17 protein-coding genes and 1 pseudogene are annotated in these 21,653 nt (G+C 50.7%); 10 read left to right on the top strand and 8 right to left on the bottom strand.

The features are described from left to right. Nucleotides 1-11 precede the first annotated feature (11 nt). Both Q0628_RS12140 and Q0628_RS12135 read right to left on the bottom strand, forming a co-directional pair. Nucleotides 12-896 carry a hypothetical protein gene (locus tag Q0628_RS12140; protein ID WP_298771324.1) on the bottom strand — a complete coding sequence of 295 codons (885 nt, stop codon included), beginning with the start codon at nucleotides 894-896 and terminating at the stop codon, nucleotides 12-14. Nucleotides 897-917: 21 nt separating this feature from the next. Next, nucleotides 918-1,625, bottom strand: a complete 708-nt coding sequence (locus tag Q0628_RS12135) for a hypothetical protein (RefSeq protein WP_298771322.1) — start codon at nucleotides 1,623-1,625, stop codon at nucleotides 918-920. Nucleotides 1,626-1,643: 18 nt separating this feature from the next. On the opposite strand from Q0628_RS12135, the gene Q0628_RS12130 reads away from it, so the two are divergent. Beyond that, nucleotides 1,644-2,099 (top strand): peptide chain release factor-like protein, encoded by a 456-nt coding sequence (locus Q0628_RS12130; protein WP_298771320.1) that lies wholly within the window; start codon nucleotides 1,644-1,646, stop codon nucleotides 2,097-2,099. A gap of 92 nt (nucleotides 2,100-2,191) precedes the next feature. Further along, nucleotides 2,192-3,430, top strand: coding sequence for a lamin tail domain-containing protein (locus Q0628_RS12125; RefSeq protein WP_298771318.1), 1,239 nt, complete (start codon nucleotides 2,192-2,194; stop codon nucleotides 3,428-3,430). Nucleotides 3,431-3,486: 56 nt separating this feature from the next. Here the strand turns inward: Q0628_RS12125 and Q0628_RS12120 are convergent, their stop codons facing one another. Continuing rightward, on the bottom strand, nucleotides 3,487-3,942 hold the full coding sequence (locus Q0628_RS12120; protein WP_298771317.1) for a hypothetical protein: 456 nt from the start codon (nucleotides 3,940-3,942) through the stop codon (nucleotides 3,487-3,489). Nucleotides 3,943-4,045: 103 nt separating this feature from the next. Between Q0628_RS12120 and typA the strand changes: the two genes are divergently transcribed. Beyond that, nucleotides 4,046-5,878, top strand: coding sequence for a translational GTPase TypA (gene typA / locus Q0628_RS12115; RefSeq protein ID WP_298771316.1), 1,833 nt, complete (start codon nucleotides 4,046-4,048; stop codon nucleotides 5,876-5,878). A gap of 86 nt (nucleotides 5,879-5,964) precedes the next feature. On the opposite strand, the gene Q0628_RS12110 is transcribed toward typA, so the two are convergent. The 3 genes from Q0628_RS12110 to Q0628_RS12100 all read right to left on the bottom strand — a co-directional run bounded on the left by Q0628_RS12110 (nucleotide 5,965) and on the right by Q0628_RS12100 (nucleotide 10,803). After that, nucleotides 5,965-9,012 (bottom strand): FISUMP domain-containing protein, encoded by a 3,048-nt coding sequence (locus Q0628_RS12110; protein WP_298771315.1) that lies wholly within the window; start codon nucleotides 9,010-9,012, stop codon nucleotides 5,965-5,967. Further along, on the bottom strand, nucleotides 9,009-9,866 hold the full coding sequence (locus Q0628_RS12105) for a TIGR02147 family protein (protein ID WP_298771313.1): 858 nt from the start codon (nucleotides 9,864-9,866) through the stop codon (nucleotides 9,009-9,011). The genes Q0628_RS12110 and Q0628_RS12105 overlap by 4 nt, the downstream gene beginning before the upstream one ends. A gap of 196 nt (nucleotides 9,867-10,062) precedes the next feature. After that, on the bottom strand, nucleotides 10,063-10,803 hold the full coding sequence (locus Q0628_RS12100) for a hydroxymethylpyrimidine/phosphomethylpyrimidine kinase (RefSeq protein WP_298771311.1): 741 nt from the start codon (nucleotides 10,801-10,803) through the stop codon (nucleotides 10,063-10,065). A gap of 410 nt (nucleotides 10,804-11,213) precedes the next feature. On the opposite strand from Q0628_RS12100, the gene ilvB reads away from it, so the two are divergent. Next, nucleotides 11,214-12,932 carry a biosynthetic-type acetolactate synthase large subunit gene (gene ilvB / locus Q0628_RS12095; protein WP_298771309.1) on the top strand — a complete coding sequence of 573 codons (1,719 nt, stop codon included), beginning with the start codon at nucleotides 11,214-11,216 and terminating at the stop codon, nucleotides 12,930-12,932. Between the two features lie 11 nt (nucleotides 12,933-12,943). Beyond that, nucleotides 12,944-13,441 carry an acetolactate synthase small subunit gene (gene ilvN, locus Q0628_RS12090; RefSeq protein WP_298771307.1) on the top strand — a complete coding sequence of 166 codons (498 nt, stop codon included), beginning with the start codon at nucleotides 12,944-12,946 and terminating at the stop codon, nucleotides 13,439-13,441. A gap of 332 nt (nucleotides 13,442-13,773) precedes the next feature. Here the strand turns inward: ilvN and Q0628_RS12085 are convergent, their stop codons facing one another. Then, on the bottom strand, nucleotides 13,774-14,187 hold the full coding sequence (locus Q0628_RS12085; protein WP_298771305.1) for a hypothetical protein: 414 nt from the start codon (nucleotides 14,185-14,187) through the stop codon (nucleotides 13,774-13,776). A 249-nt stretch (nucleotides 14,188-14,436) separates the two neighbouring features. On the opposite strand from Q0628_RS12085, the gene Q0628_RS12080 reads away from it, so the two are divergent. The 4 genes from Q0628_RS12080 (at nucleotide 14,437) to Q0628_RS12065 (ending at nucleotide 20,012) form a co-directional block, all read left to right on the top strand. Further along, nucleotides 14,437-15,732: a GTP-binding protein gene (locus Q0628_RS12080; RefSeq protein WP_298771303.1), complete on the top strand. Its 1,296-nt coding sequence runs from the start codon at nucleotides 14,437-14,439 to the stop codon at nucleotides 15,730-15,732. A 74-nt stretch (nucleotides 15,733-15,806) separates the two neighbouring features. Beyond that, on the top strand, nucleotides 15,807-16,976 hold the full coding sequence (locus Q0628_RS12075; RefSeq protein WP_298771301.1) for a glycoside hydrolase family 3 protein: 1,170 nt from the start codon (nucleotides 15,807-15,809) through the stop codon (nucleotides 16,974-16,976). Nucleotides 16,977-17,032: 56 nt separating this feature from the next. Continuing rightward, nucleotides 17,033-19,306: an aconitate hydratase gene (locus Q0628_RS12070; RefSeq protein WP_298771299.1), complete on the top strand. Its 2,274-nt coding sequence runs from the start codon at nucleotides 17,033-17,035 to the stop codon at nucleotides 19,304-19,306. Between the two features lie 154 nt (nucleotides 19,307-19,460). After that, nucleotides 19,461-20,012: a hypothetical protein gene (locus Q0628_RS12065; RefSeq protein ID WP_298771298.1), complete on the top strand. Its 552-nt coding sequence runs from the start codon at nucleotides 19,461-19,463 to the stop codon at nucleotides 20,010-20,012. Here the strand turns inward: Q0628_RS12065 and Q0628_RS12060 are convergent, their stop codons facing one another. Beyond that, the gene (locus Q0628_RS12060) at nucleotides 20,013-21,302 is read right to left on the bottom strand and encodes a Mur ligase family protein (RefSeq protein WP_298771296.1); all 1,290 of its coding nucleotides are present in this window, start codon (nucleotides 21,300-21,302) and stop codon (nucleotides 20,013-20,015) included. A gap of 69 nt (nucleotides 21,303-21,371) precedes the next feature. Here Q0628_RS12060 and Q0628_RS12055 point away from each other — a divergent pair. Beyond that, nucleotides 21,372-21,653 (top strand): annotated as a pseudogene (locus Q0628_RS12055) (hypothetical protein); the annotation flags it as partial.

The raw sequence follows: 21,653 nt of genomic DNA, 5'->3' as shown, positions 1-21,653 counted from the left end.
AAAAAAGCCTCTTACTTGCCTATGAACATTTCCCAATAACCACGGCCGTTCGTCTTGAGTTCCACAGTCTCTCCGGCACCGGTCTTTGCCTTAAAAAGCGTAATCAGGGGCGGAAATGCGCCACGGGCCAAAATTGACTCCAGTTCCTTCTTTTTCATCATGAACGGAGCGTTCCACTCGGTCATATACCAATGCCAGGGTTGCCAGTTGAAAATGCCTCGGGTCGACTGGACAAAAGCGCGAAGCATCAGCGAATATTCGTACTTAAAATAGTCTTCATATTCCCGCAGAATCGTCTGTTTTTCGATGTACGACTTTGTCGAATAGTCGGGCTCTGTCCGCAAGGGATCTTCCCCCTTTTTTTCGTACGAAAACAAAAAACCGTTCTTGAGGATCTTAACCTTGAGATTGTCACGATCTCGATGAACATATTCCGTTTCGCCTACTTGACGATAGTCCCTGAAAACGACATCCGGAACAAGGACCGGATTGATCGAGAGCGGGACAGGCTTAGCATCAAGCGATTTAAGTTCATAGAAAAGAAGGACCTCTCCAGGACCTTTGGGCAAAAGGACCGCTACCATGGGTTTGGCACGTTCCGTTATCATCCACACCATTTCGGGCTTATTGTCCGCTTTCAGCATCGGATCGACAACTTCCATCAGGGACGGGTCCTTGACCCCGTTGATATCCCATTCCATCCAGGTACCGGTTCCACCGACAGAGTCAAGCGTAGCAAACAGACGGTCACCGCTAAACGCATTTTTGGACTCGACTGCCCCCAGAAGCTTTGCCGAACCGGAAGTCAAGGCAACTTTCTTGGATGGCGCCGCGTGAACAAGCGTCAGCAGAAATATACAGAGCAAGCATATCTTGGGTAGAATTGCAAAGCGCATAAACGATTCCATGCTGAACAACTAGAAACCTATCGGTTCGTATAGGGATTCGTCAAGTCTCGAATACTGCAAATGATATTCGCGTTCAAGCCAGTAAAGAGCCAACTTCTTGTTGCTCCAGCTTTTCTTGACAGCTGTCGCCTCCATGCCCTTCGTAATCAAGGGCACCGTTTCGGTCAGATCTAGTTTCCAGGCCATGTCGTCCCATTCAAATATCATGATGGGAACCTCGGGGCTCTTTTCGAGGCCCACGCTGCCACGATCATTTTTCACCTTCATAGGACCAAGTTTCAGCTTGGTAAAATTGCGAATGACGCCCGACTTCGACAGGTACAGCCAGAGCATACGGTCTTCGGGAACCTGCCACAGGTGTTCGCGCTCATAAAGCCTATACAGGAGGATGGAGTAGACCTCGTAAAACTGGCATGTATCCAGTTCGTCCGACGTGTACATCATGGCATGGTGTTCCAGCGTATCGAGCCAGTATTCAGATGAATCCGTCAACATCGCAAGCAAGGTATCCGCGGGAGTATCTTCACGGATCGAAATCAAAAACTTACGGAACATGTCATCAAGCATCACCTGCTTGTCCTGTTCCCGAAGTTGAGCCTTCGCCTCCTTGACTTCGGCAGATTCACCAAGTTGCGAAGTTGATCCCGCACAACCGCAAAACAGGAAGAGCAAAGCCAACGCAATTGCCGCAACAAATGTATTTTTCCGTATATGCATCGCGATACCTATTTAAAAATGACTATCGATGAACTGCTCCGAGCCTGTACCCTCAAGGGTTTCCAGGGATCCGGTCCAGGCGGACAACACCGCAACAAGACCAACACGGGCGTTCAACTCTGTCTACGCGAATTCAATTTAGAAATCAAATCCTCTGAAGCGAGAAGCGCTCACGAAAACAAGGTGCATGCACTGCACCGAATGCAAATGGCGCTCGCCCTGAAGGTTCGCGAAACACCGCAGGAACCCGAAATGCCCTTTCCTGGCAGCAACGGGCACATTCAAACAAGCAATCCCCTGTTTCCGCTATTTGTCGCCCATGTCTTTGACCGGATGGCTGCAAAAAACGGCGATACAAAGTCGGTTGCGGCCGCATTCGGCCTTACTCCCAGCGCCCTAGTCAAGATTCTCAGGCAAAGCAAGCCCTGCGCCGAGAAACTTCAGGGAAACCGGAAAAAACAGTCCGCAATCTAAACCATTTTACGATAAAAAACAAGGACGCAGTTCACGAAGGAGCTTCTTTCGCGTGTATACATGTAGGATTTCTCAAACCAACGGAGGTAAAAATGAGTCCTACATTAAAGAAGCCTACTACAACCGTCACATCACTCCTTTGTGCGCTAGCCCTTTGGAACTGCAGTTCCAACGAAAGCAACGACAATGACGGAATCTCGGCCAACGCAAAGGCCAATTCGAGCGTCGCTCTGAAACTCGAATACGGCAGTACGCCCCTGCTTGACAGCATCGTTCTGGACTGCTACGGAACCGACACGCTGCATTATGTTCATTCTACGGAAGACGCTCTTTTCAGCATGGATCTTTTCCCTAGCGACAACTGGAAATTCAGCGCTAAGATATACGCCAACGGCAACCTGATGCAACAGGGAGATGTGGAAACCAGGCTCACCGCCGGTTCCACGACTGCCCTATCTATCCAAATGCACCCGATCGTAGGCTTCGTCTACATCGAAATCCCCATCGGACTGCAAAACGATGCGGGGATAAAGAGCGGCAAGATGATTCTGACATCTGATGAAGAAACTAGGGAAATTGACATGGTCAAGGAGACGGGTTCCGGCATTTTCAACAGCGGCATGCTCAAGCTCGGAACAACCTACGACATAAGCATTTCACTCAAGGACGACTCCGGCAAGGAAATCTATTCTCTTACAGACACAATAACACTAACGGAAGAAAGTCCTGTTCCGAAGCTTGAACTAAAATCACTTCGCAGCCAGGTCAGTCTAGGCATCGCTATCGCCGACGAGAAAAATGTTGCGATTACACTTCCCCTCACGTCCACCTACCGAAAACCCAGGACCGGCGACCTCCTGATTACGGAATACTTTTCAGCCCCCGATTCAAAAGACAGTTCCCAATACGAATTCGTCGAAATATACAACGGAAGTATCGACACCCTCATCCTTGACGACTGTTCACTCGGCATAACAAGCTCCAGCAGCATGCGTTACATTCCGCTTACCGTGAGCGAGATCGCCCCCAGGAGCACCATCGTCCTTGGCAATCCGAATTCTCCTTGGACTCCGGCTCTGAACGTAAATACCGATGGATGGTACGACATGGGCAATACGAAGGGAAATGTCATCCTCAAATGTGACGACATTACGCTGGACAGCCTCTACTACGCGACAGCTCCCGATTCCCTTCACCTGAATGTTATTCCCGCTCCCAAGAACAACGGCAAGAGCGGACAACTGGACATCAAGCGATGGGAGTCTCGCAAGGACTCCGCCACCTGGTGCCTAGGTTATCCGACTCCAGGAATCGTGACATATTGCAATTAGAAAAGACGCTCCGACTAAGTCGGAGCGCTTAAATCCTTATTTTATGCAATTAGGTATTATGCGTGTATCTGCGTATTGGCTCGTTCCACGTCAAACAGCCTGCGCAACAGCTCCGTATGGGCCGGATCACGTTCCTCGGGAAGAGTCAGCGGAGCCATGTTGATAGCAACCAGAATGGACCCCGGATAGTTGTTCGCATTCTTGATAAAGGCACTTTCGGAAACGCCCTCGGTATAGAAATCAACCACGAAGGTATCCCAGTCATCATTTTCAAGCTGTTCCTGAGCTTCGGCCTCAGTCTTTACGGCCTTGATCGTGGCTCCGATCAAAAGATCTGTCAGAACTTCGAGACATGCCTCACGATGAACATCATCGTCTTCCCAGATCAGAATCCGGCGGTCGCTATAATCGCGCACCTGAGGGACTTGTCCGAGCGATTCTTCGGATTCAAACTTCTCGAGGGCAGCCTCGTCCATTTCTTCATCGTCAAAATTATCGAATTCTTTTGCCATAGTGCCCTTAAATATAGTAAACCTTAGGCAAAATCATTGCCATTTAAGAACACAATTTCTAAATTTGCGCCCAAAAATAAACGCCAATCAAAAAAGAGCCATTATGGATACATCTAAAATCAGAAACGTCGCCATTATCGCCCACGTTGACCACGGTAAGACTACCCTGGTGGACCAGCTCCTCAAGCAGTGCGGAACATTCCACGAAAACGAGGAAGTGAACGAACGCGTGATGGATAGCGACAACCTGGAACGCGAACGCGGCATCACCATCCTTTCCAAGAACACGAGCGTCATGTACAAGGGCTATCGCGTGAACATCGTCGATACCCCGGGGCACGCCGACTTCGGTGGCCAGGTGGAACGCGTGCTCGGCACGGTGGACGGCGTGATTCTGGTGGTGGACGCCTTCGAAGGTCCCATGGCTCAGACCCGCTTCGTGACCCAGAAGGCCCTTGAAATGGGACTTATTCCTATCGTCGTGGTGAACAAGATCGACCGCGACGGCTGTAACCCGCACGGTGCGTTGGACAAGGTGTTCGACCTGTTCTGCGAACTCGACGCCAACGAACAGCAGCTGGACTTCGACAAGGTGTTCGGTTCCGGCCGTAAGGGTATCTGCAAGGCCGAAATGGAAGACCCCGATGGCGACTTCCACATTTTGATGGACAAGATTATCGAACGCATCCCGGCCCCGAAGGGCGATCCGGCTGCAGAACCGCTTCTGCAGATTGCATCGCTTGAATACTCGGGCTTCCTTGGCCGCTTGGCCGTGGGCCGCGTGCAGCAGGGTACCTTCAAGCCGAACATGACCGTTGCCCAGGCTACGAGCGACGGCAAGGTGAAAAACATCCGTATCCAGAAGATTCTGCGCTACGAAGGCCTGACCCCGCAGCCGATCGAAGAAGCGGGTCCCGGCGACATCATCTTGATTGCCGGTCTCGACAACTTCGACATCGGTGATACCCTTTCTTCGACGAACAATCCGGTGCACCTCCCCCGCATCCACATTGACCCGCCGACCATCTCCATGCTCTTCACCGTGAACACCTCGCCCCTGGCCGGTAAGTACGGTGGAAAGTTCATGACGGGTAACCAGCTCCAGGAACGCCTGGAACGCGCCCACATGGCAGACCCCGCCCTCCTCGTCGAAAAGGTCGACGGTGCCTCTACCTTCAAGGTGTCCGGCCGTGGTATTCTCCACCTCACCATCCTCGTCGAAAACATGCGTCGCGAACTCTATGAATTCACCATCGGGAGCCCGCAGGTGATTTTCAAGAACGACGAAAACGGCAAGCTTTTGGAACCGATCGAAGAATTCAAGGTCGAAGTGCCGAACGAATTCAGCGGCGCCTGCATCCAGGAAATCAACACCCGCAAGGGCGAAATGGTCAACATGACCACCGACGAAAACGACCGCGTGACCCTCGAATACCTGGTGCCCTCCCGTGGCCTTATCGGAATACGCCCGAAGCTGTTGTCCCTTTCCAAGGGTTACGCCATCAGCCAGTCCATCTTCAAGGACTACGAACCGTACAAGGGCGAAATTCCGGCCCGCGTGAACGGCGTGCTCATTGCGAAGGAACCGGGCGAAGCTGCAAGCTACGCTCTTTCCAACCTGGAAGACCGCGGTTACCTCATCATCGGACCGGGTGCCGAAGTTTATCCGGGCATGATCGTGGGTGAACACAACCGCGACGTCGATATCATCGTGAACGTGACCAAGGGAAAGCACCTCACCAACATGCGCTCCAAGTCCGCTGACGACATGATCCAACTGACGCCGTACCGCCGCCTGACTCTGGAAGAATGCGTCACCTTCATCAACGAAGACGAATGCATCGAAGTCACGCCGGAAGTGCTGCGCCTGCGCAAAACCGAGCTCGACCCGATCAAGCGTAAGCAGCTCTCCAAGCGCCCGGCCGAAGAGGATTAATTCAATTCTGACGTCGAATTTGAAACTAAATAAAGCCTCGCATTAGCGAGGCTTTATTTACAATATTAAAATATCAACACACTAATTTAGGGAGATTCCTCATCTTTCACGCAGCGGACGGAGTAACCATAAGTTTTGTACTCATCGGGACCGGGGAATCCATAATTGTAGCTGTTAAAACTCCGTGCTTTGAGAGAATCCACCTCTTCAGAACCCCAAAAATAAGCAGCCTCGTCATAAGAATAATTTCCTTTATCATCTCTGTAGCCGCCACCAGGAAGTGCAGCGAACCCTGCCGCATCCGCTTCGGACAAAGCGGGTCGATATCCACTAGCAATGTCATCACTCAGTATAAAAAGGTCATTATCTGTTGGCAAATGCCAACCATTCGGACAAGACTCCATCGCTGCATTCCAAGTGTAAAGGCGACCACGCTCAATGCAATTATCTTCATTATCTTCACGGCAATAACTTCCGGTCATTTCGTAATTGAGGTTTTCCGCCATCCATGTCTGAGAACCAATAATAATAGTCTTGTATACTTGGTCATCACGCGAATCTTTTAAGGTCCCAGAATACTCACTTTGTTCACTGATACAACGTACCGCATATGCATTCATATCACTCATAGAATAATCCCTCCTCGGATAGTCAGTATCCAAGTCCTCATAGTATTGTCCGCCGGTGGTTTGTGTGGAACTCCAAAATTTATTGATTGTTTCTTCCATCCATGTCCATGTATCACCATTATCGTTTCCAACAACTAACGCGGAAAAACCAAAGACATCTGTATCGTCTCCACCCAAAACAAAATTCCCATTTTCATCCCAGCCAGTCCTAGATTTTAAAACTTTTCCTGCTACAGCGTTTCCTCCCACCGTAGCAATGAGAGTATGCCATTCAGTTTGTCTTGGCAATCGCCATCCATCAGGACACACTGTAATTGACTCTTTTCTAGAATAAAGAAGTCCCGCCTCGTTACAATTTTCAACATCATTGTTGTCGCACCAGCTCTTTCCTATGAGGCCTACAGTAGATTCACTACCAGCATAGCTCAAATTTTCCGCCATCCATATTTGTCCTCCAATCTGAACTGTTCTATAAATTTCCCCATCGCGTTCATCCACCAATTTTCCATAGGGAATGGATTCATTGCCAACAAAATACTTCCATTCATTTCCATAACAGAAATAAGCATATTCCTGATTTACATTGCCGTGAATCATTTGTCCAAACTCAGTACAATTTCTTCTATATGTATCATACTGTAAAGCCGTCGCAGTCACCCATTTTCTAGGCGTACAGATGTAATAAGACGAACCAGCCTTACCTACCGAATCTGCAATAGCCGCAACGCAACCACCAAGCACCTTTTCAACATCATCAGCAGCGCGCCATTTTGAAGCATCATAGACATATACGGAACCTGTCACAGAGCCTTTCTTTATTTCGCCATCTGTCCCTGCAAGCCAATCCATGTTATTGATGTAATCGTATGTATCCTTTTCAAGTGTTGTGGCGATTCGCCAAGCATGATTCGATGTTCCGTAGATATAGTAGTTCGACGAATCGACTTGTCCAGCACGAACTTCTCCATCAAAGGTTCCCGCACCCCATGTGGCCGTATCCTTTTCGATATCAGTTGCATTCCTCCACTTTTTGTTATCGCAAATATGCCAAACATCATCAGAACCCAAACCTACCGTATCCTGGCGGAGTGCCGTACATCCGCGTAACTTTAAGGAACAGTCGCTCTCGTTTCCACTACGCCATACATTATTTTCGAATACATAGCAATTATTTGAATTAACATTGCCAACCTTACTGTCGCCATCGCTGCCAGGCAGCCAGCCGGAGGTATCCTTTTCGATATCAGTTGCATTCCTCCATTTTTTGTTATCGCAAATATGCCAAACATCATCAGAGCCCAAGCCCACCGTATTCTGTCGGAGTGTTGTACAACCGCGCAAATCCAATGAACAGTCATTAGCATTGCCGCTGCGCCAAGCACCATCTTCAAAAACATAGCAGTTGGTCTTGACCACATCACCATAACGAACATCACCATCTTTTTCGGTGCGCTTGGCAGTCGGATCAAGCCACTTGTAAGTATCCTTTTCAATATCGCTTGCGACCTGCCACGATTTAGATTTGCAGATATAATATTCTTCTGCATTGACGCTGGCCTTATTCTGGTTCTTCAGCACTTCTCCTTTGCGTTTCTTATCGCAGGTTCCGAGACCATAATTTTGCCACCAGAAATTATTGACATATTTTTCAAATTCTGGCACATCCGAAGAACGATTCCACTTAGTGATATTTTCACGAATTTTAGTTAGTCCAGAACCAAGCCATTGCGCATTAGCCCAATCCGCAATGTCCGTCGCAATTTCATCGTCATCCCATTTGCCGTCGATTTCGATATCGGCAGCATAATTCGCCAAGCGTTCACTAAAGTCCGCTTCGTTCAAGTCCCCCTGCATCAAGATACTTACAGCAAGGAGAGCTGCACTTTCGTCACTTTCTCCAAAAATATTCAAATCTTCGGCGGCACCAAAGTCGCCCTCAATTGCGAAAGACTTAAGAACCTCGGCTTCGGACTGCTTTTTAGCAGCAGCAACCTTTACGGAATCATCGTTCGCCAAATAAAGAGCGCGCTCATAGGCCAAATGTGTCAGCAGGTTCACATTTACCTCGTCGCGGTCACTCAAATCTGTCAGAGCATACAAGGTAATCTGGCTTTTAGACTTTTCACCAGTCACTTCATTGCGGTAGAAACCACTCGCCTTGAGAAGCGCGTACTGCGAAGCAAGTTTTGAGACCTTCACCGAAAATTCACCCAAGTCATTCCTGATTTTACCTTCGTAGCTGTCACCCGTTTGCGCAAGGGTTTCGCCATTGAGTTCCTGGACAGTCACGCTGGAACCATTCACAAACGGCCCCTTCTGCGACACCCCCGAAATCGTCTTGTCAACGATAGCGACAACTTCGCCGTCTTCGACGGTTCCACCGGCATTTTTATTGTCATCGCCACAGGCAGCAAGGAGTAATGCAGCAATAAACATCGCGACAATGGATTGCATCGAAGGGACATCCCTTGCAATGACGGCCTGTTTTTTAGTTTGAATTTTCATTTTTTCCTCCTGCTGGTGGAAGTTGAATTCACAGAACCGATGTCGGTCAGCGGAAACAGCTGCATATTCAATCGATAAACTTCTTCGGTCGCATCGTCAGATGCGGCTATCGCCACAATACGGCGGCGACATTCGGCCAATTCCTGAACAACCTGATCATACTTATCGCGGGTTATACCCAACATAAGCCCAGTCATGTTTCGATTTTCGGGCGTTTCATTTTCAAGGGCATCAAGAGCAAGCTCGGTCATTTGTCGCTGTAGGTCGCGAGCCACCGATTTTCGAATCGTGTTCTGCTCTCCGCTCATTTTCAAGGAACGGTTGACCTGGTGGTAACACCCATTTTCATCTACTTCTAAATAACCTGACTGCAATAAAAAATCAAGGATCTTTGCTATTTCTGCAGTCGGAATCCGACGGCGGCTAGCGATCGAAAGTTGTTTATGCGTCGCTCCTGGAAGCGCCGGAGCAATTTCACGGACAACAGAATTTTTCCATGACTTGAAAAACTCATACTCATCGGCTCCAGTTACACGCACCCTATGTGTTTCAGCAAAAACGCTAATTCGCCCCAGTACAGCCTTTTTCGATTTATCGTCCTTCGCATTGCCATAGGCGACCAGGAGTTTAAAAAAATCCATCTCGTAACCGACCAACCCCATGGCAGACGCTACCTGAGATGCCGTTTTTTCGCTCAGGTTCTTTTTAGCCTCGCAAACATACTGCAAAAACACCGGCGACGAAAACCCTGCACTTGAGGCAAAGGCATTCCACGAAAAACCGAAAGCCTTGCGTTCGGTATAATAATCGCGGATATACTCCCGATAATCCATATATTCAGTAACAGGTTTCATCTGTCACGAATATACATTAATCCACAAAATTTTGCAACAACTAGAATATAAATAATCTAAAAAATAGCTCAAAAACATCGTTTTACATAATTTTAGCCAATTTTTGCACTCCAGCTTGGAATATAAAAACCAAAAAAAACAGCAAAGCCAGGATATAAATCCTGGCTGAACATCCGCGCTAGTCCGTGAAAAAATTTCAAACAAATCCCAGCCGCCCTTCCCCACTTTGCAGGTATTCGTTCATGTAGTTCTTCGCGATTTCGCAGGCGGTAGGAACATCTTTGCCGAGCGCCACATTTGCAAGGATTGCAGAACTGAGCACGCAACCCGTTCCGTGCTTTCCTTTGCCGGGGAGGCGCGGACTTCTGAACTTGTATTGTTCATCTTTGTACCACAAGGTATCGACCGATTCCTTGCCGCGGGCGTGCCCACCTTTTAGTAGCACCGCAAAATCATGTCCCATACGGATTTCGCCGCGGGATTCCGCAAGTCCCAAACCCAAGTAGGCAAATTCATCCTGGTTCGGCGTCACCAAGTCAATTGACTTCATAATCGGCAAGAATTTTTCGGCATCACGCATAAAGTGAAAACCCGCCGATGCGCTTGCAATCGGGTCCCACACAATGAATGCGTCCGGAGATTTCTCGCGGACAAATTCAACAATGCGTTTTAAAGTGCGAGCCTTTTCCACAAGTCCAATTTTCACGAACTTGAAGGTATGCTTTCTAAAAAGGGTCTCGAGCTGCGCCTCGATGCGGTCCCAGATGACCCAGCCGGGCGCCACGAATTCTTCTTCGTTCTGCTGCGTGAGCGCCGTACAGACTGCCTGGCCGTACACGCCAAAATGCGCCATCGTCTTGATATCAGAAATAAAGCCCGCTCCGGCAGAGCCGTCAAAGCCCGCTACCGTCAAAGCGTGAATCAGTTTTTCACCCATAATATCCCAAACCTGTAATGCAAACAACTCAGTATAATTATATATAAATTCGCGTTCAAAATACAAAATTTCAAAAAAAATGACAATTTGAGGCAAATTTCATCCTCTTAAAGCGTCCCTCAAGTCAAATTTAACGAAAAATACCACACATTTACTTTATACAAAATCAACAATTTGTCAAATTCAAGTAGAAAACAAGTCAATTTACAAAGCACACATTACCATTTTTTCTCAAAATCAGTCAAAAAGCACTCAAATTTCGGGCTATACGAGACACAAAAAATCACATTTTAAAAAAAATTCTCATTAATTTTCATCATTCACGGTTTCACCTCTTGCCACTATAGGGCATTCGTTCTATATTTCTGCCATATTTTTTGAACAACAACCCGTTAAGTACAGGAAATTATATGGCAAATTCTCCATTAAGTGGCGCAGAGGTGATTATCGAATGCCTCAAGCGCGAAGGAATTGATACCATTTTCGGTTATCCCGGTGGATCGGCCATCCCGATGTTCGACGCCATTCTGGATTCCAATATTAAAGTCGTGTTGACCCGCCACGAACAGGGTGCTACCCACATGGCCGACGGTTACGCTCGTCAGACCGGCAAGGTCGGCGTCGCTCTTGTCACCAGCGGCCCGGGCGCTACCAACACCTTTACCGGTATCTACACCGCCCTTATGGATTCTAGCCCGATCGTGGTTCTTGCCGCCCAGACGACTACCCCGAACCTGGGTAAGGACGCCTTCCAGGAATGCGATACCAGCGGTATGACTTTTGCAGCCGTGAAGCATTCTTACTTGGTGAAGGATTCCAACGACCTTCCGCGCGTGATGAAGGAAGCCTTCCACATTGCACGCAGCGGCCGTCCGGGCCCCGTACTGATTGACTTGCCGAAGGACGTGACTGCAGGCCCCTGCACCGCTCCGTTCACCGACAAGATGGACCTTCCGGGTTACAGGATTCCGAGCTACGCTTCTACTGAAAGTGTGGAGCGTGCCGCCGAATACTTGAAGAAATCCAAGAAGCCGCTTTTGCTCGTGGGCCACGGCGCCATGATTTCGGGCGCTAGCCGCCAGGTGAAGGAACTCGCCGAAAAGTTGAACGCCCCCGTGTGCTGCACCTTGCTCGGCCTCGGCACCTTCCCGACCGACCACGAACTTTCTTTGGGCATGCTCGGCATGCACGGCACCGTGTACGCCAACAAGGCAGTTCTCGATTGCGACTTGATTCTTTCGATCGGTAGCCGCTGGGACGACCGCATTACCGGTAAGCTTGACGTGTTCTGCAAGGACGCTATCAAGATGCACATCGACATCGACCCCGCCGAAGAAGGCAAGGTGTTGCAGCCGGACGTGTTCATGTGCGGCGACGCAAAGCTCGTTCTGGAACAGCTCCTGCCGCTCGTGGGTAAGCTCGACACCGCCGAATGGGTGAAGACTTGCCAGTCCTGGAAAAAACGTTTCCCGCTGACCTACCCGAAGCAGGGCGGTCTCCGTATGCAGCATATCGTGCAGACGGTTAGCGACCTCACGCAGGGCAAGGCAATCGTCACGACTGACGTGGGCCAGCACCAGATGTGGGTGGCTCAGTTCTTCCACACCAATTATCCGCGCCAGCTCCACTCCAGTGGCGGTGCAGGCACCATGGGCTTTGGCCTCCCGTCTTGCATTGGCGCCGCTTTCGGCAACACGACCGGTTGGCCGGTGGTAACCTTCTGCGGTGACGGTGGTTTCCAGATGACCGAAGCAGAACTTGCAACGGCCGCCATCCACAAGCTTCCCATCAAGATTTTCGTGATGGACAACAAGTACCTGGGCATGGTGCGCCAGTGGCAGGACATGTTCTACGACAAGCGTTACAGCTGCGTGGACATGAAGGGCAACCCCGACTTCGTGAAGCTCGCCGAAGCCTACGGCATTCTCGGACTGCGCATCAAGCGTAGCGCCGACGCCGAACGCGTGATCCAGAAGGCTCTGGAATACAACGAAGGCCCGGTGCTCATCCACTGCGAATGCGAAAAGGAAGACAACGTGTTCCCGATGATTCCGGCCGGTGCTCCGATTACGAGCATGATTACCGAACAGCCGAAGACTCAACTTGAAAAGCCCACGGGATCGACCTAAGGAGATAAGCCATGTTAAAGGATAAAGCACATTCTATTAGTTTGTTAGTTGCAAACCGCCCGGGCGTGCTCGTGCGCATCGCCCTCGTGTTCTCCCGCCGTGGTTACAACATCGATTCCCTGGTGGTCTCCCCCACGCTCGACCCGAACTTTAGCCGCATGAACATCATCGCTCACGGCAATCCCGAGATCTTGATGCAGATTATCAAGCAGCTCGAAAAGCTCGTGGACGTGGTGCAGGCCAAGGACCATACCGATACCGACGCCGTGGAAAAGGAACTCGCACTCATCAAGGTGCGTTGCACTCCGGACCAGCGTACCGAAATTCTGCAGCTTTGCGACCACTTCCACGCCAACACCGTGGACATGACCGCGACTTCGATGATTATCCAGATCACCGGAAACAGCCAGAAGGTCGACACGCTCAAGAGCCTGTTGCAGAAGTTCGAAATCGTCGAATACATTCGCACGGGTAAGGTCATCATGCTCCGCGGCGAAGATCAAACGTAACACGACCGAATCGGCTAAATTCAACAGAATCCTTACTCTGGAGCCGATTCTCTCGCAACCGCCCTCGGTTAACACCCGAGGGCTTTGTTGCTCACGACTAGACCGGACTGGCTAATGTTCCAAGGTTCGTACCATGGAGCCAGTCCTCTCGCAATCGCGACCGGTTAATACCGGTCGCTTTGTTGCTCACCGAACGCGAAGCGTTCGCAGTAGACAGTTGTCAGTAAACAGTAGACTGCAGTCTGTTTTCTGTAGACAGATGCGCCTGGTTAATGCCAGGCGTTTTTATTTGCACATAAAACAACAGCTTTATTGAAGCATCTAATTGTCAACTAAAATCCCAAAACAGCTTCGGAGATTTCGTTAGCTTCGTCGGAATAGTTGTCGGCATAGTCCGGAATGAACTCTCCCCAGCCATCGCTAGTTCCACAACCTACGCCAACATCCAGGGACGACCACTTGAACGCACCGAAAACGCGTTCAAAGCGCTCCATCAGCTCCGAAAAATAATCCTCGGGAAGTTCATCGTCCACCAGCACGGAACCGTCCATTGCCATGAGTTCGCCTTCGGGGAGCTCTTCGTAGCGACATTCGTACTCGTCCATCATGATATCATCGACAGAGTACCAGTCACCGGAGTCCTCACTCGGCAAATCCATTTCTGGATACTGTTCAGTAAGGGCATCATAAATTGCCGAAAGATCCTCAGCCACCCCCACGAAACGCATTAAAATCCTGCAATTCATACTTTCTCCATATTTGACCTAAATTTAACAGAAAAATAGCGGAACAAAATGTCCCGCCAAGGACTTTTGAAGTGATTTTTTAGCAAAAAAACAAAAATTCCGTTCAAAAAAGGCGTTTTTCGTCAAAAAAAATTCTATCTTAATTTTCAAGAACTCTTTGTTCTCCTCCTAACCCCCAAAAAACTGGTCCAGCTCTGCTGGGCCAGTTTTTTTGCCTAAACAACCTTTTTTTTCTATTTTTACGCCACCATGAAAAAGTCAGTACCTATTACACTGCTCACCGGTTACCTCGGAGCCGGAAAAACTACCCTTCTCAATTTTGTTCTCAACAACCAGCAAGGTTACCATGTCGCCGTGATCGTAAACGACATCGGTGAAGTGAACATCGACCAGACTCTTATCGAAAAGGGCGGAAACATCACCAAGGAAGATTCCGGAAAGGTCGTTCCTCTGTCCAACGGCTGCATTTGCTGCTCCCTGAAGACCGACCTTTTGGAACAAATTGCCGAACTGTTGGAAATGAACAAGTTCGACTACATTTTGATCGAAGCCAGCGGCATTTGCGAACCCATTCCTATCGCACAGACCATTTGCATGGCCGGTGCCCAGTTGCAGAGCCGCGACGGCCGCCCACTCCCCTGCCACCTGGACAACATCGTGTCCGTGGTGGACGTAGCACGCCTCGCCGACGAATTCGCCGGCGGACAGAAATTGCTCGACAAGGATCTCGAAGAAGAAGACATCGCCAACCTGCTCATCCAGCAGATTGAATTCTGCAACACCATCGTGATGAACAAGGTTGATAGTTTGTCTAAAACCGACCTTGAACACGTGAAGGCCGTGGTACGTGCGCTGCAGCCCGACGCCAAGATGATTGAGACGAATTACGGCAAGGTCGAAATGAAGGATATCTTGGACACCAAGCAATTCGACTTCGAAAAGGTCGGCAACTCCGCCGCCTGGGCCAAGGAACTCATGAAAGAAACGTCGCCCGAAGACGAAGACGACCACGACGAGCATGAGCACCACCATGATCACGATGATGACGATCATGACGAACACGAACATCATCACCACGACCATGACGACCACGATCATGAAGATCACAGCCACTGCGACCACGAACACGGCGTGTGCCACTGCGGCCACCACCACGACAAGGATCATCCGCATGGTGACGAATACGGTATCAGCACGTTCGTGTACGAACGCCGCCGCCCGCTGATTCGTGAACGCTTTGAAGTGTTGCTTGACGACTACCCGACTAGCATTATCCGCACCAAGGGTCTCGTGTGGTTCGAAGACGAACGCGACAACAGCTACCTGTTCGAACAGGCAGGTAAGCAGGCTTCTGCCCAGAATTTCGGACCTTGGTTCGCTAGCGAAAGCGAAGCCGAACAGAAGCGAATCCTGCGCGAAAATCCAGACTTGCTTAAGGTGTGGGACGAAAAGTACGGCGACCGCATTATTCGCCTTGTCTTCATTGGCCAGCACATGGACAAAAAGAAAATTATCGCCGCGATGGATTCCTGCTTAGGTGAGTAAGGAGTCTGCTTCTTTTTAATAAATCAAAGCGTCATCCCCGAGTTGGCGCTTTTTTCAATAAATTTGGAATTATCATGAAAAGAAAAAATTTTTCCTGGAACTTTGCGACAAAAGCTTTAGCAACACTATCGCTTGCATTTCTAGCCGCCTGCGGTGACGATTCAAGCAGCTCCGCTTCCGAAGACAATCCGGAAGCCTCCGCTCTCGACATAAGCAAGATGACTATTCGCGAGAAGGTAGGGCAAATGTTCTTCGTGCGCCCCGAGGCACTCGATACGAGCATCCACTGGAGCGAATACGCCGAGCTTCCGGATTACAAGCTGCAGCAAGTAAACAAGACCATGCTCGCCGTCAACAAGGACTACCCCATCGGCGGCATGATCCTTTACGCCCACAACATCGTAGACGAAGATCAACTCAGCGAATTCATTGCCGACATTAGGGAACTGAACGGTTCACCCCTCCTTGCTATCGACGAGGAGGGTGGCCGCGTTGCTCGCATTGCGAACAACGGGAACTTCGACGTTCCCAAGTACGAAAGCATGGCTGCCATTGCCAAAAGCGGCGACCCGGACGAAGCCTACAAGGCCGCATTCACCATCGGAAGTTATGTGAAGAAATACGGTTTTGACATCGACTACGCCCCGGTCGCCGACGTCAACACGAATCCTGAAAACATTATCATCGGGGAACGAGCCTTCTCGAACGATCCCGAGACCGCAGCCGAATTTGTGGTAAGCTACCTGAACGGTCTTGATTCTGCAGGAGTCATTGGTACGCTCAAGCACTTCCCCGGTCACGGCGACGTAAAGACCGACACGCATTCCGGTTACGCCGAAACGAACAAGACCTGGAAAGAAATGCTCCAGTGCGAAATGATTCCGTTCAAGGCGGGCATCAAGGCGGGCGCCCAGATGATCATGACCGCACATATCGCCGCCCCGAAGATTACCGGCAACGACTTGCCTGCAACACTTTCACCCGTCATTTTGCAGGAAAAGCTCCGCGGTGAACTCGGTTTCAAGGGCATCATCGTGACCGACGCCATGGACATGGGTGCCATCACCACGCAGTTCGGCAACGCCGAAGCCGCCATCAAGTCTATCCAGGCGGGTGTGGACGTGGTGCTCTGCTCCAGAGAATTCACCCAGGTGTTCGATGCCGTGGTCAAGGCGGTCGAAAAAGGCGAAATAAAGGAATCCCGCATCGATGAAAGCGTCAAGCGGATTCTCGCCCTAAAATAAACAGCAGATTTTTCTATTTTTGTGCCCGAAAATTCAACCTATAACCCAAAGAGACTATGCTTTTCAATTTCGACATGATCCAGGGCGTCTATGCCCGCATTCCAGCCCGCGTTGAAGCTGCCCGCAAGCAGCTGGGCCGTCCGCTCACCCTCGCCGAAAAGATTATCTACAGCCACCTGATCGATGGCGCCGAGAACAGGACTTACGAGCGCGGCAAGGATTTTGCCGAATTCCACCCGGACCGCGTGGCCATGCAGGACGCTACCGCCCAGATGGCCCTTTTGCAGTTCACCACCGCCGGTAAGGCCCGCGTGGCAGTGCCCAGCTCCGTGCACTGCGACCATTTGATTATCGCTCGCGAAGGTGTCGAAAAGGACCTCCCCCGCGCGAAGGAAGAAAGCAAGGAAGTTTACGATTTTCTCCAGTCCGTCTCCGCCAAGTACGGCATTGACTGCTGGCTCCCGGGTGCAGGCATCATCCACCAGGTGGTGCTCGAAAACTACGCCTTCCCGGGCGGAATGATGATCGGTACCGACTCCCACACCGTGAACGCCGGCGGCCTCGGCATGCTCGCGATTGGCGTGGGCGGTGCAGACGCTGTTGACGCGATGGTCGGCCTCCCGTGGGAACTCAAGTACCCGAAGATGATCGGCGTGAAGCTCACCGGCAAGCTCCAGGGCTTCGCAACCGCCAAAGACATCATCCTCAAGCTCGCAGGCATCCTCACCGTGAAGGGCGGCACCAACGCCATTATCGAATACTTCGGCGAAGGCGCTCGTAGCCTCTCCGCCACCGGCAAGGCGACGATTGCGAACATGGGTGCCGAAGTGGGCGCAACATGTTCTACCTTCAGCTACGACGATTCCATGAGCCGCTACCTCAAGGTCACCGGCCGCGCCGACGTTGCCGCCGCCGCCGACAAGATTGCAGAACACCTCAAGGCCGACCCCGAAGTCGAAGCAAATCCGGAAAAGTACTTTGACCGCGTCATCGAAATCGACTTGAACACGCTCGTGCCGCACTTCAACGGCCCGTTCAGCCCGGACCGCGCCTACGCCGTGACCGACATGGCAGAAAGCCTCAAGGCCACCGAAACCAAGCCGGAATCTACGCCGGTCGTAAGCGCCGCCCTCATCGGTAGCTGCACGAACTCCAGCTACGAAGACCTGTTCATGGCCGCGAACATGATCAAGCAGGCCCTCGCGAAGGGACTCAGCCCGAAGTGCCCGCTCCTCATCAACCCGGGGAGCGAACAGGTGCGCTACACCGCCGAACGCGACGGCCTCATCGACTTGTTCAAGCAGTTCGGTGCCACCATCATGACGAACGCCTGCGGTCCTTGCATTGGCCGCTGGGACCGTGCCGGAGCCGACAAGAAGGAACTCAACACCATCGTCCACAGCTTTAACCGCAACTTCGCGAAACGCGCCGACGGAAACCCGAACACACACGCATTCGTTGCCTCCCCGCTCATGGCCGTGATTGCAGCACTCAGCGGCGACATCCGCTTCAACCCGATGACCGACACCCTCGTGAACAATGAGGGCAAGGCCGTGAAGCTCGACCCGCCGGAACAGTGCGAACTTCCGCCGAAGGGTTTCGAAGTCAAGGATGCCGGCTACCAGGCTCCGGCAGAAGACGGTTCCAAGATTACCGTTTCCATCAACCCCGAAAGCAAGCGTTTGCAGGCTCTCGCTCCGTTCGCCGCCTGGGACGGCAAGGACATCGCCGGTGCCCCGCTCCTCATCAAGGCCAAGGGCAAGTGCACCACCGACCACATTTCCATGGCCGGCCCGTGGCTCAACTACCGCGGTCACCTCGAAAACATTTCGAACAACATGCTCATCGGCGCCGTGAACGCCTTCAACGGCGAAACGAACAAGGTTCTCTGCCAGTGCGGTGAATACAAGGAAGTCCCGGAACTTGCGAAGATTTACAAGGCCAAGGGCACGGGCTCCATCGTCATCGGTGACGAAAACTACGGCGAAGGCTCCAGCCGCGAACACGCCGCCATGGAACCGCGCTTCCTCGGCGTGAAGGCCGTGATCGTGAAGAGCTTCGCCCGCATCCACGAGACGAACCTCAAGAAGCAGGGCATGCTCGCCCTCACCTTCAAGAACGCCGCCGACTACGACAAGATCCAGGAACAGGACGTGTTCGACATCGTTGGCCTCACCAAGTTCGCCCCGGGTTCCGAGTTCACCCTCGTCGCCCACCACAAGGATGGCTCTGTGGACAACATCGCCCTCAGCCACACCTACAACGAACAGCAGTGGGCATGGTTCAAGGCGGGTTCCGCCCTCAACCTCATCCGCGCGAACAACAAGTAAAAAGGCTTCTATATAGCTAAAGCGCCATCCCCAATAGGGATGGCTTTTATTAAAAAGGAGCCTTTTTATACATTATTGTCGATTTCAGGACAAAATCTATTGACGATGAAATGAAAATGTGATAGATTATTCTAACAGAATAAAAGGAGAAACGATGAAAAAAATCATGCTCGCCCTTGCCTCTATCGCCCTAGCCGCAGGGATGTTCACCGGTTGTGCCGGCACGCCGCAAGAAAAATCCGCCGACCTGCTTGTAGAAATGCAGCTCAAGAAGACCAACTATATCAAGAAGGACCATATCCCGGCAGGAATTGGCATCGGCATTTCCAAAGACGAACAAATTGCCATGGAAAAGGCGGACCAGAACGCACGCGTGGACCTCGCCAAAGAAATTGACATACAGCTCAAGGCTCTATCCAAAAATTTCAAGGAAGAAGTCAGCGGCGATATCGCAGAACATTTCCAAAGCGCATCGAAAGCCATCGTGGACACTCGCCTAAATGGCGCGACCCTCACCGATGTCAAAGTCGAAACCACCGAAGACGGACAATTCAAGATTTATGGAATCATGACCCTAGATGCCAGCCTGGTTGAAGAATACCTGAAATCCTTGCAGGATACCGATGCGGCAACCGAAGAAATGAAAAACAAGATTCGTACTGCAGCGAATAAGGCCTACGCCGAAATCGATGCAGAAACAAGGTAATTAACGGTGTTCATTGGTTGTGGGCTCTAGTCCACGAAAGAACGAAAGGCTTTCAAAGTCATTTTTTAACGCCTGGACCGTTTCACCAATCATATAGAGGCTCCCTGTCACCAGCACAGGGAGTTTTTCCTTGTTGCTATCCGAGACTTCATCTAGATACGATCGCGTGAGCACGCCTTCGCTCGTCACAGGGAGATTCAATTTCTGTAGTTGTGCACGCAAGTCATCCAATTCGCGAAAGCGCGGGTAAGGAGTCCTAGTAATATGCCAATGGCTCACGAAAGGGGACATGAGTCTAAGCATTTCATCGACATCCTTGTCTTTCAAGGCGCCAAAGATGCAGTGAAACTTGCACCCAGGATAGTAGCAGGCCAAGGATTCAACAAGTCTCCTGACCGCATGCGAATTATGAGCGCCATCCAGAATGTAGCGCACATTTCCTTCGACATCGATTAGCTGCTGCATGCGTCCCACCCACGAACGAGTCCTGAGAACCGAAAGGGCCAGCGAATCATTATAGACGCACCGACCGCATTCATTTATAAAGCGTTCTGCAGCCACAAGCGAAAGACTCGCATTTTCAATATAATGGCGACCCAGGTTCGGAAGCTCTACATCATCACGAATTTTCGGGACAAGACAATCGGCATTGCGCGAAGCAGCAATCTGGCGAGCCTCGGCAAGTAGATTTTCGGAAAGACCGCCAACAATAAATGTTTTACGATTCTGCAAACCTGCTTCCATCACGGCCATTTTTTCCTTGAGAATGGCACTTTCGGTAGGACCAAGAATTTCGGTATGTTCAAGACCTATACTCGTAAGGACTGCGATATTGCCACAGGCCACCGCCGTACTATCAAGACGCCCTCCCATTCCCGCTTCCATCGCAACAACATCTACACCCTGTTCCGCAAAATAGAGGAACGACACTAGGGTCAGGACTTCAAAAAAAGTCGGCTCTACCCTTGCCACTGCAGCGGCATCACGCACGCAAAGCAGCAGGCGTTCTAGATCATTTTCGCCGATAGGGGCATCATCTATCCGGATACGCTCGCGAAGATTCACCAGATGGGGGCTTGTAAACAAGCCCGTCTTGAATCCGTGCACCTGCAGAATTCCCGCTAAATAATAACTGGTGGATCCCTTGCCGTTAGTACCTACTATGTGGATTGTCCTGAAATTCCGTTCGGGATTGCCTAGAGCGGCACATAGTTTTCTTGTTGATTCCAGCCCCGGCACCATGCCAAACATGAGCCGAGAATTCAGATAATCCATACCCGGTGATTGCATGGACACAAATATAGATATAAGCGTTTAAATTTATCTATATTCGCTATAGATTATTATATGGTTTTCTATATGAAAAATTTCGGTTCCATCTTACTTTTAGCAGTAATTGCATCCATTGCATGGGCTAGAGTCAATCCCGAGGCAGCTCCGCAGCATTATAATTACCGCGACGCGAGCAAGCAACTGCGCAGGGTTTATTACGGGGACCTGCAGGAAACACTCTACTGCGGATGCCATTACCAGGACAAGAAGCACATCGATTTTTCCACCTGCGATTTTGCACTACAAAGCCAGGATGAGAACGGTTGCTTTGCAAAATCGTGGGATAATGACGGTAACGTAATTGCAAAG

It is taken from the genome of uncultured Fibrobacter sp. (genome assembly GCF_937877005.1).
In the GTDB taxonomy this organism is placed as follows: domain Bacteria; phylum Fibrobacterota; class Fibrobacteria; order Fibrobacterales; family Fibrobacteraceae; genus Fibrobacter.
Note: the sequence above shows the minus strand (reverse complement) of the source record. Positions and strands in the feature narration are given on the sequence as shown.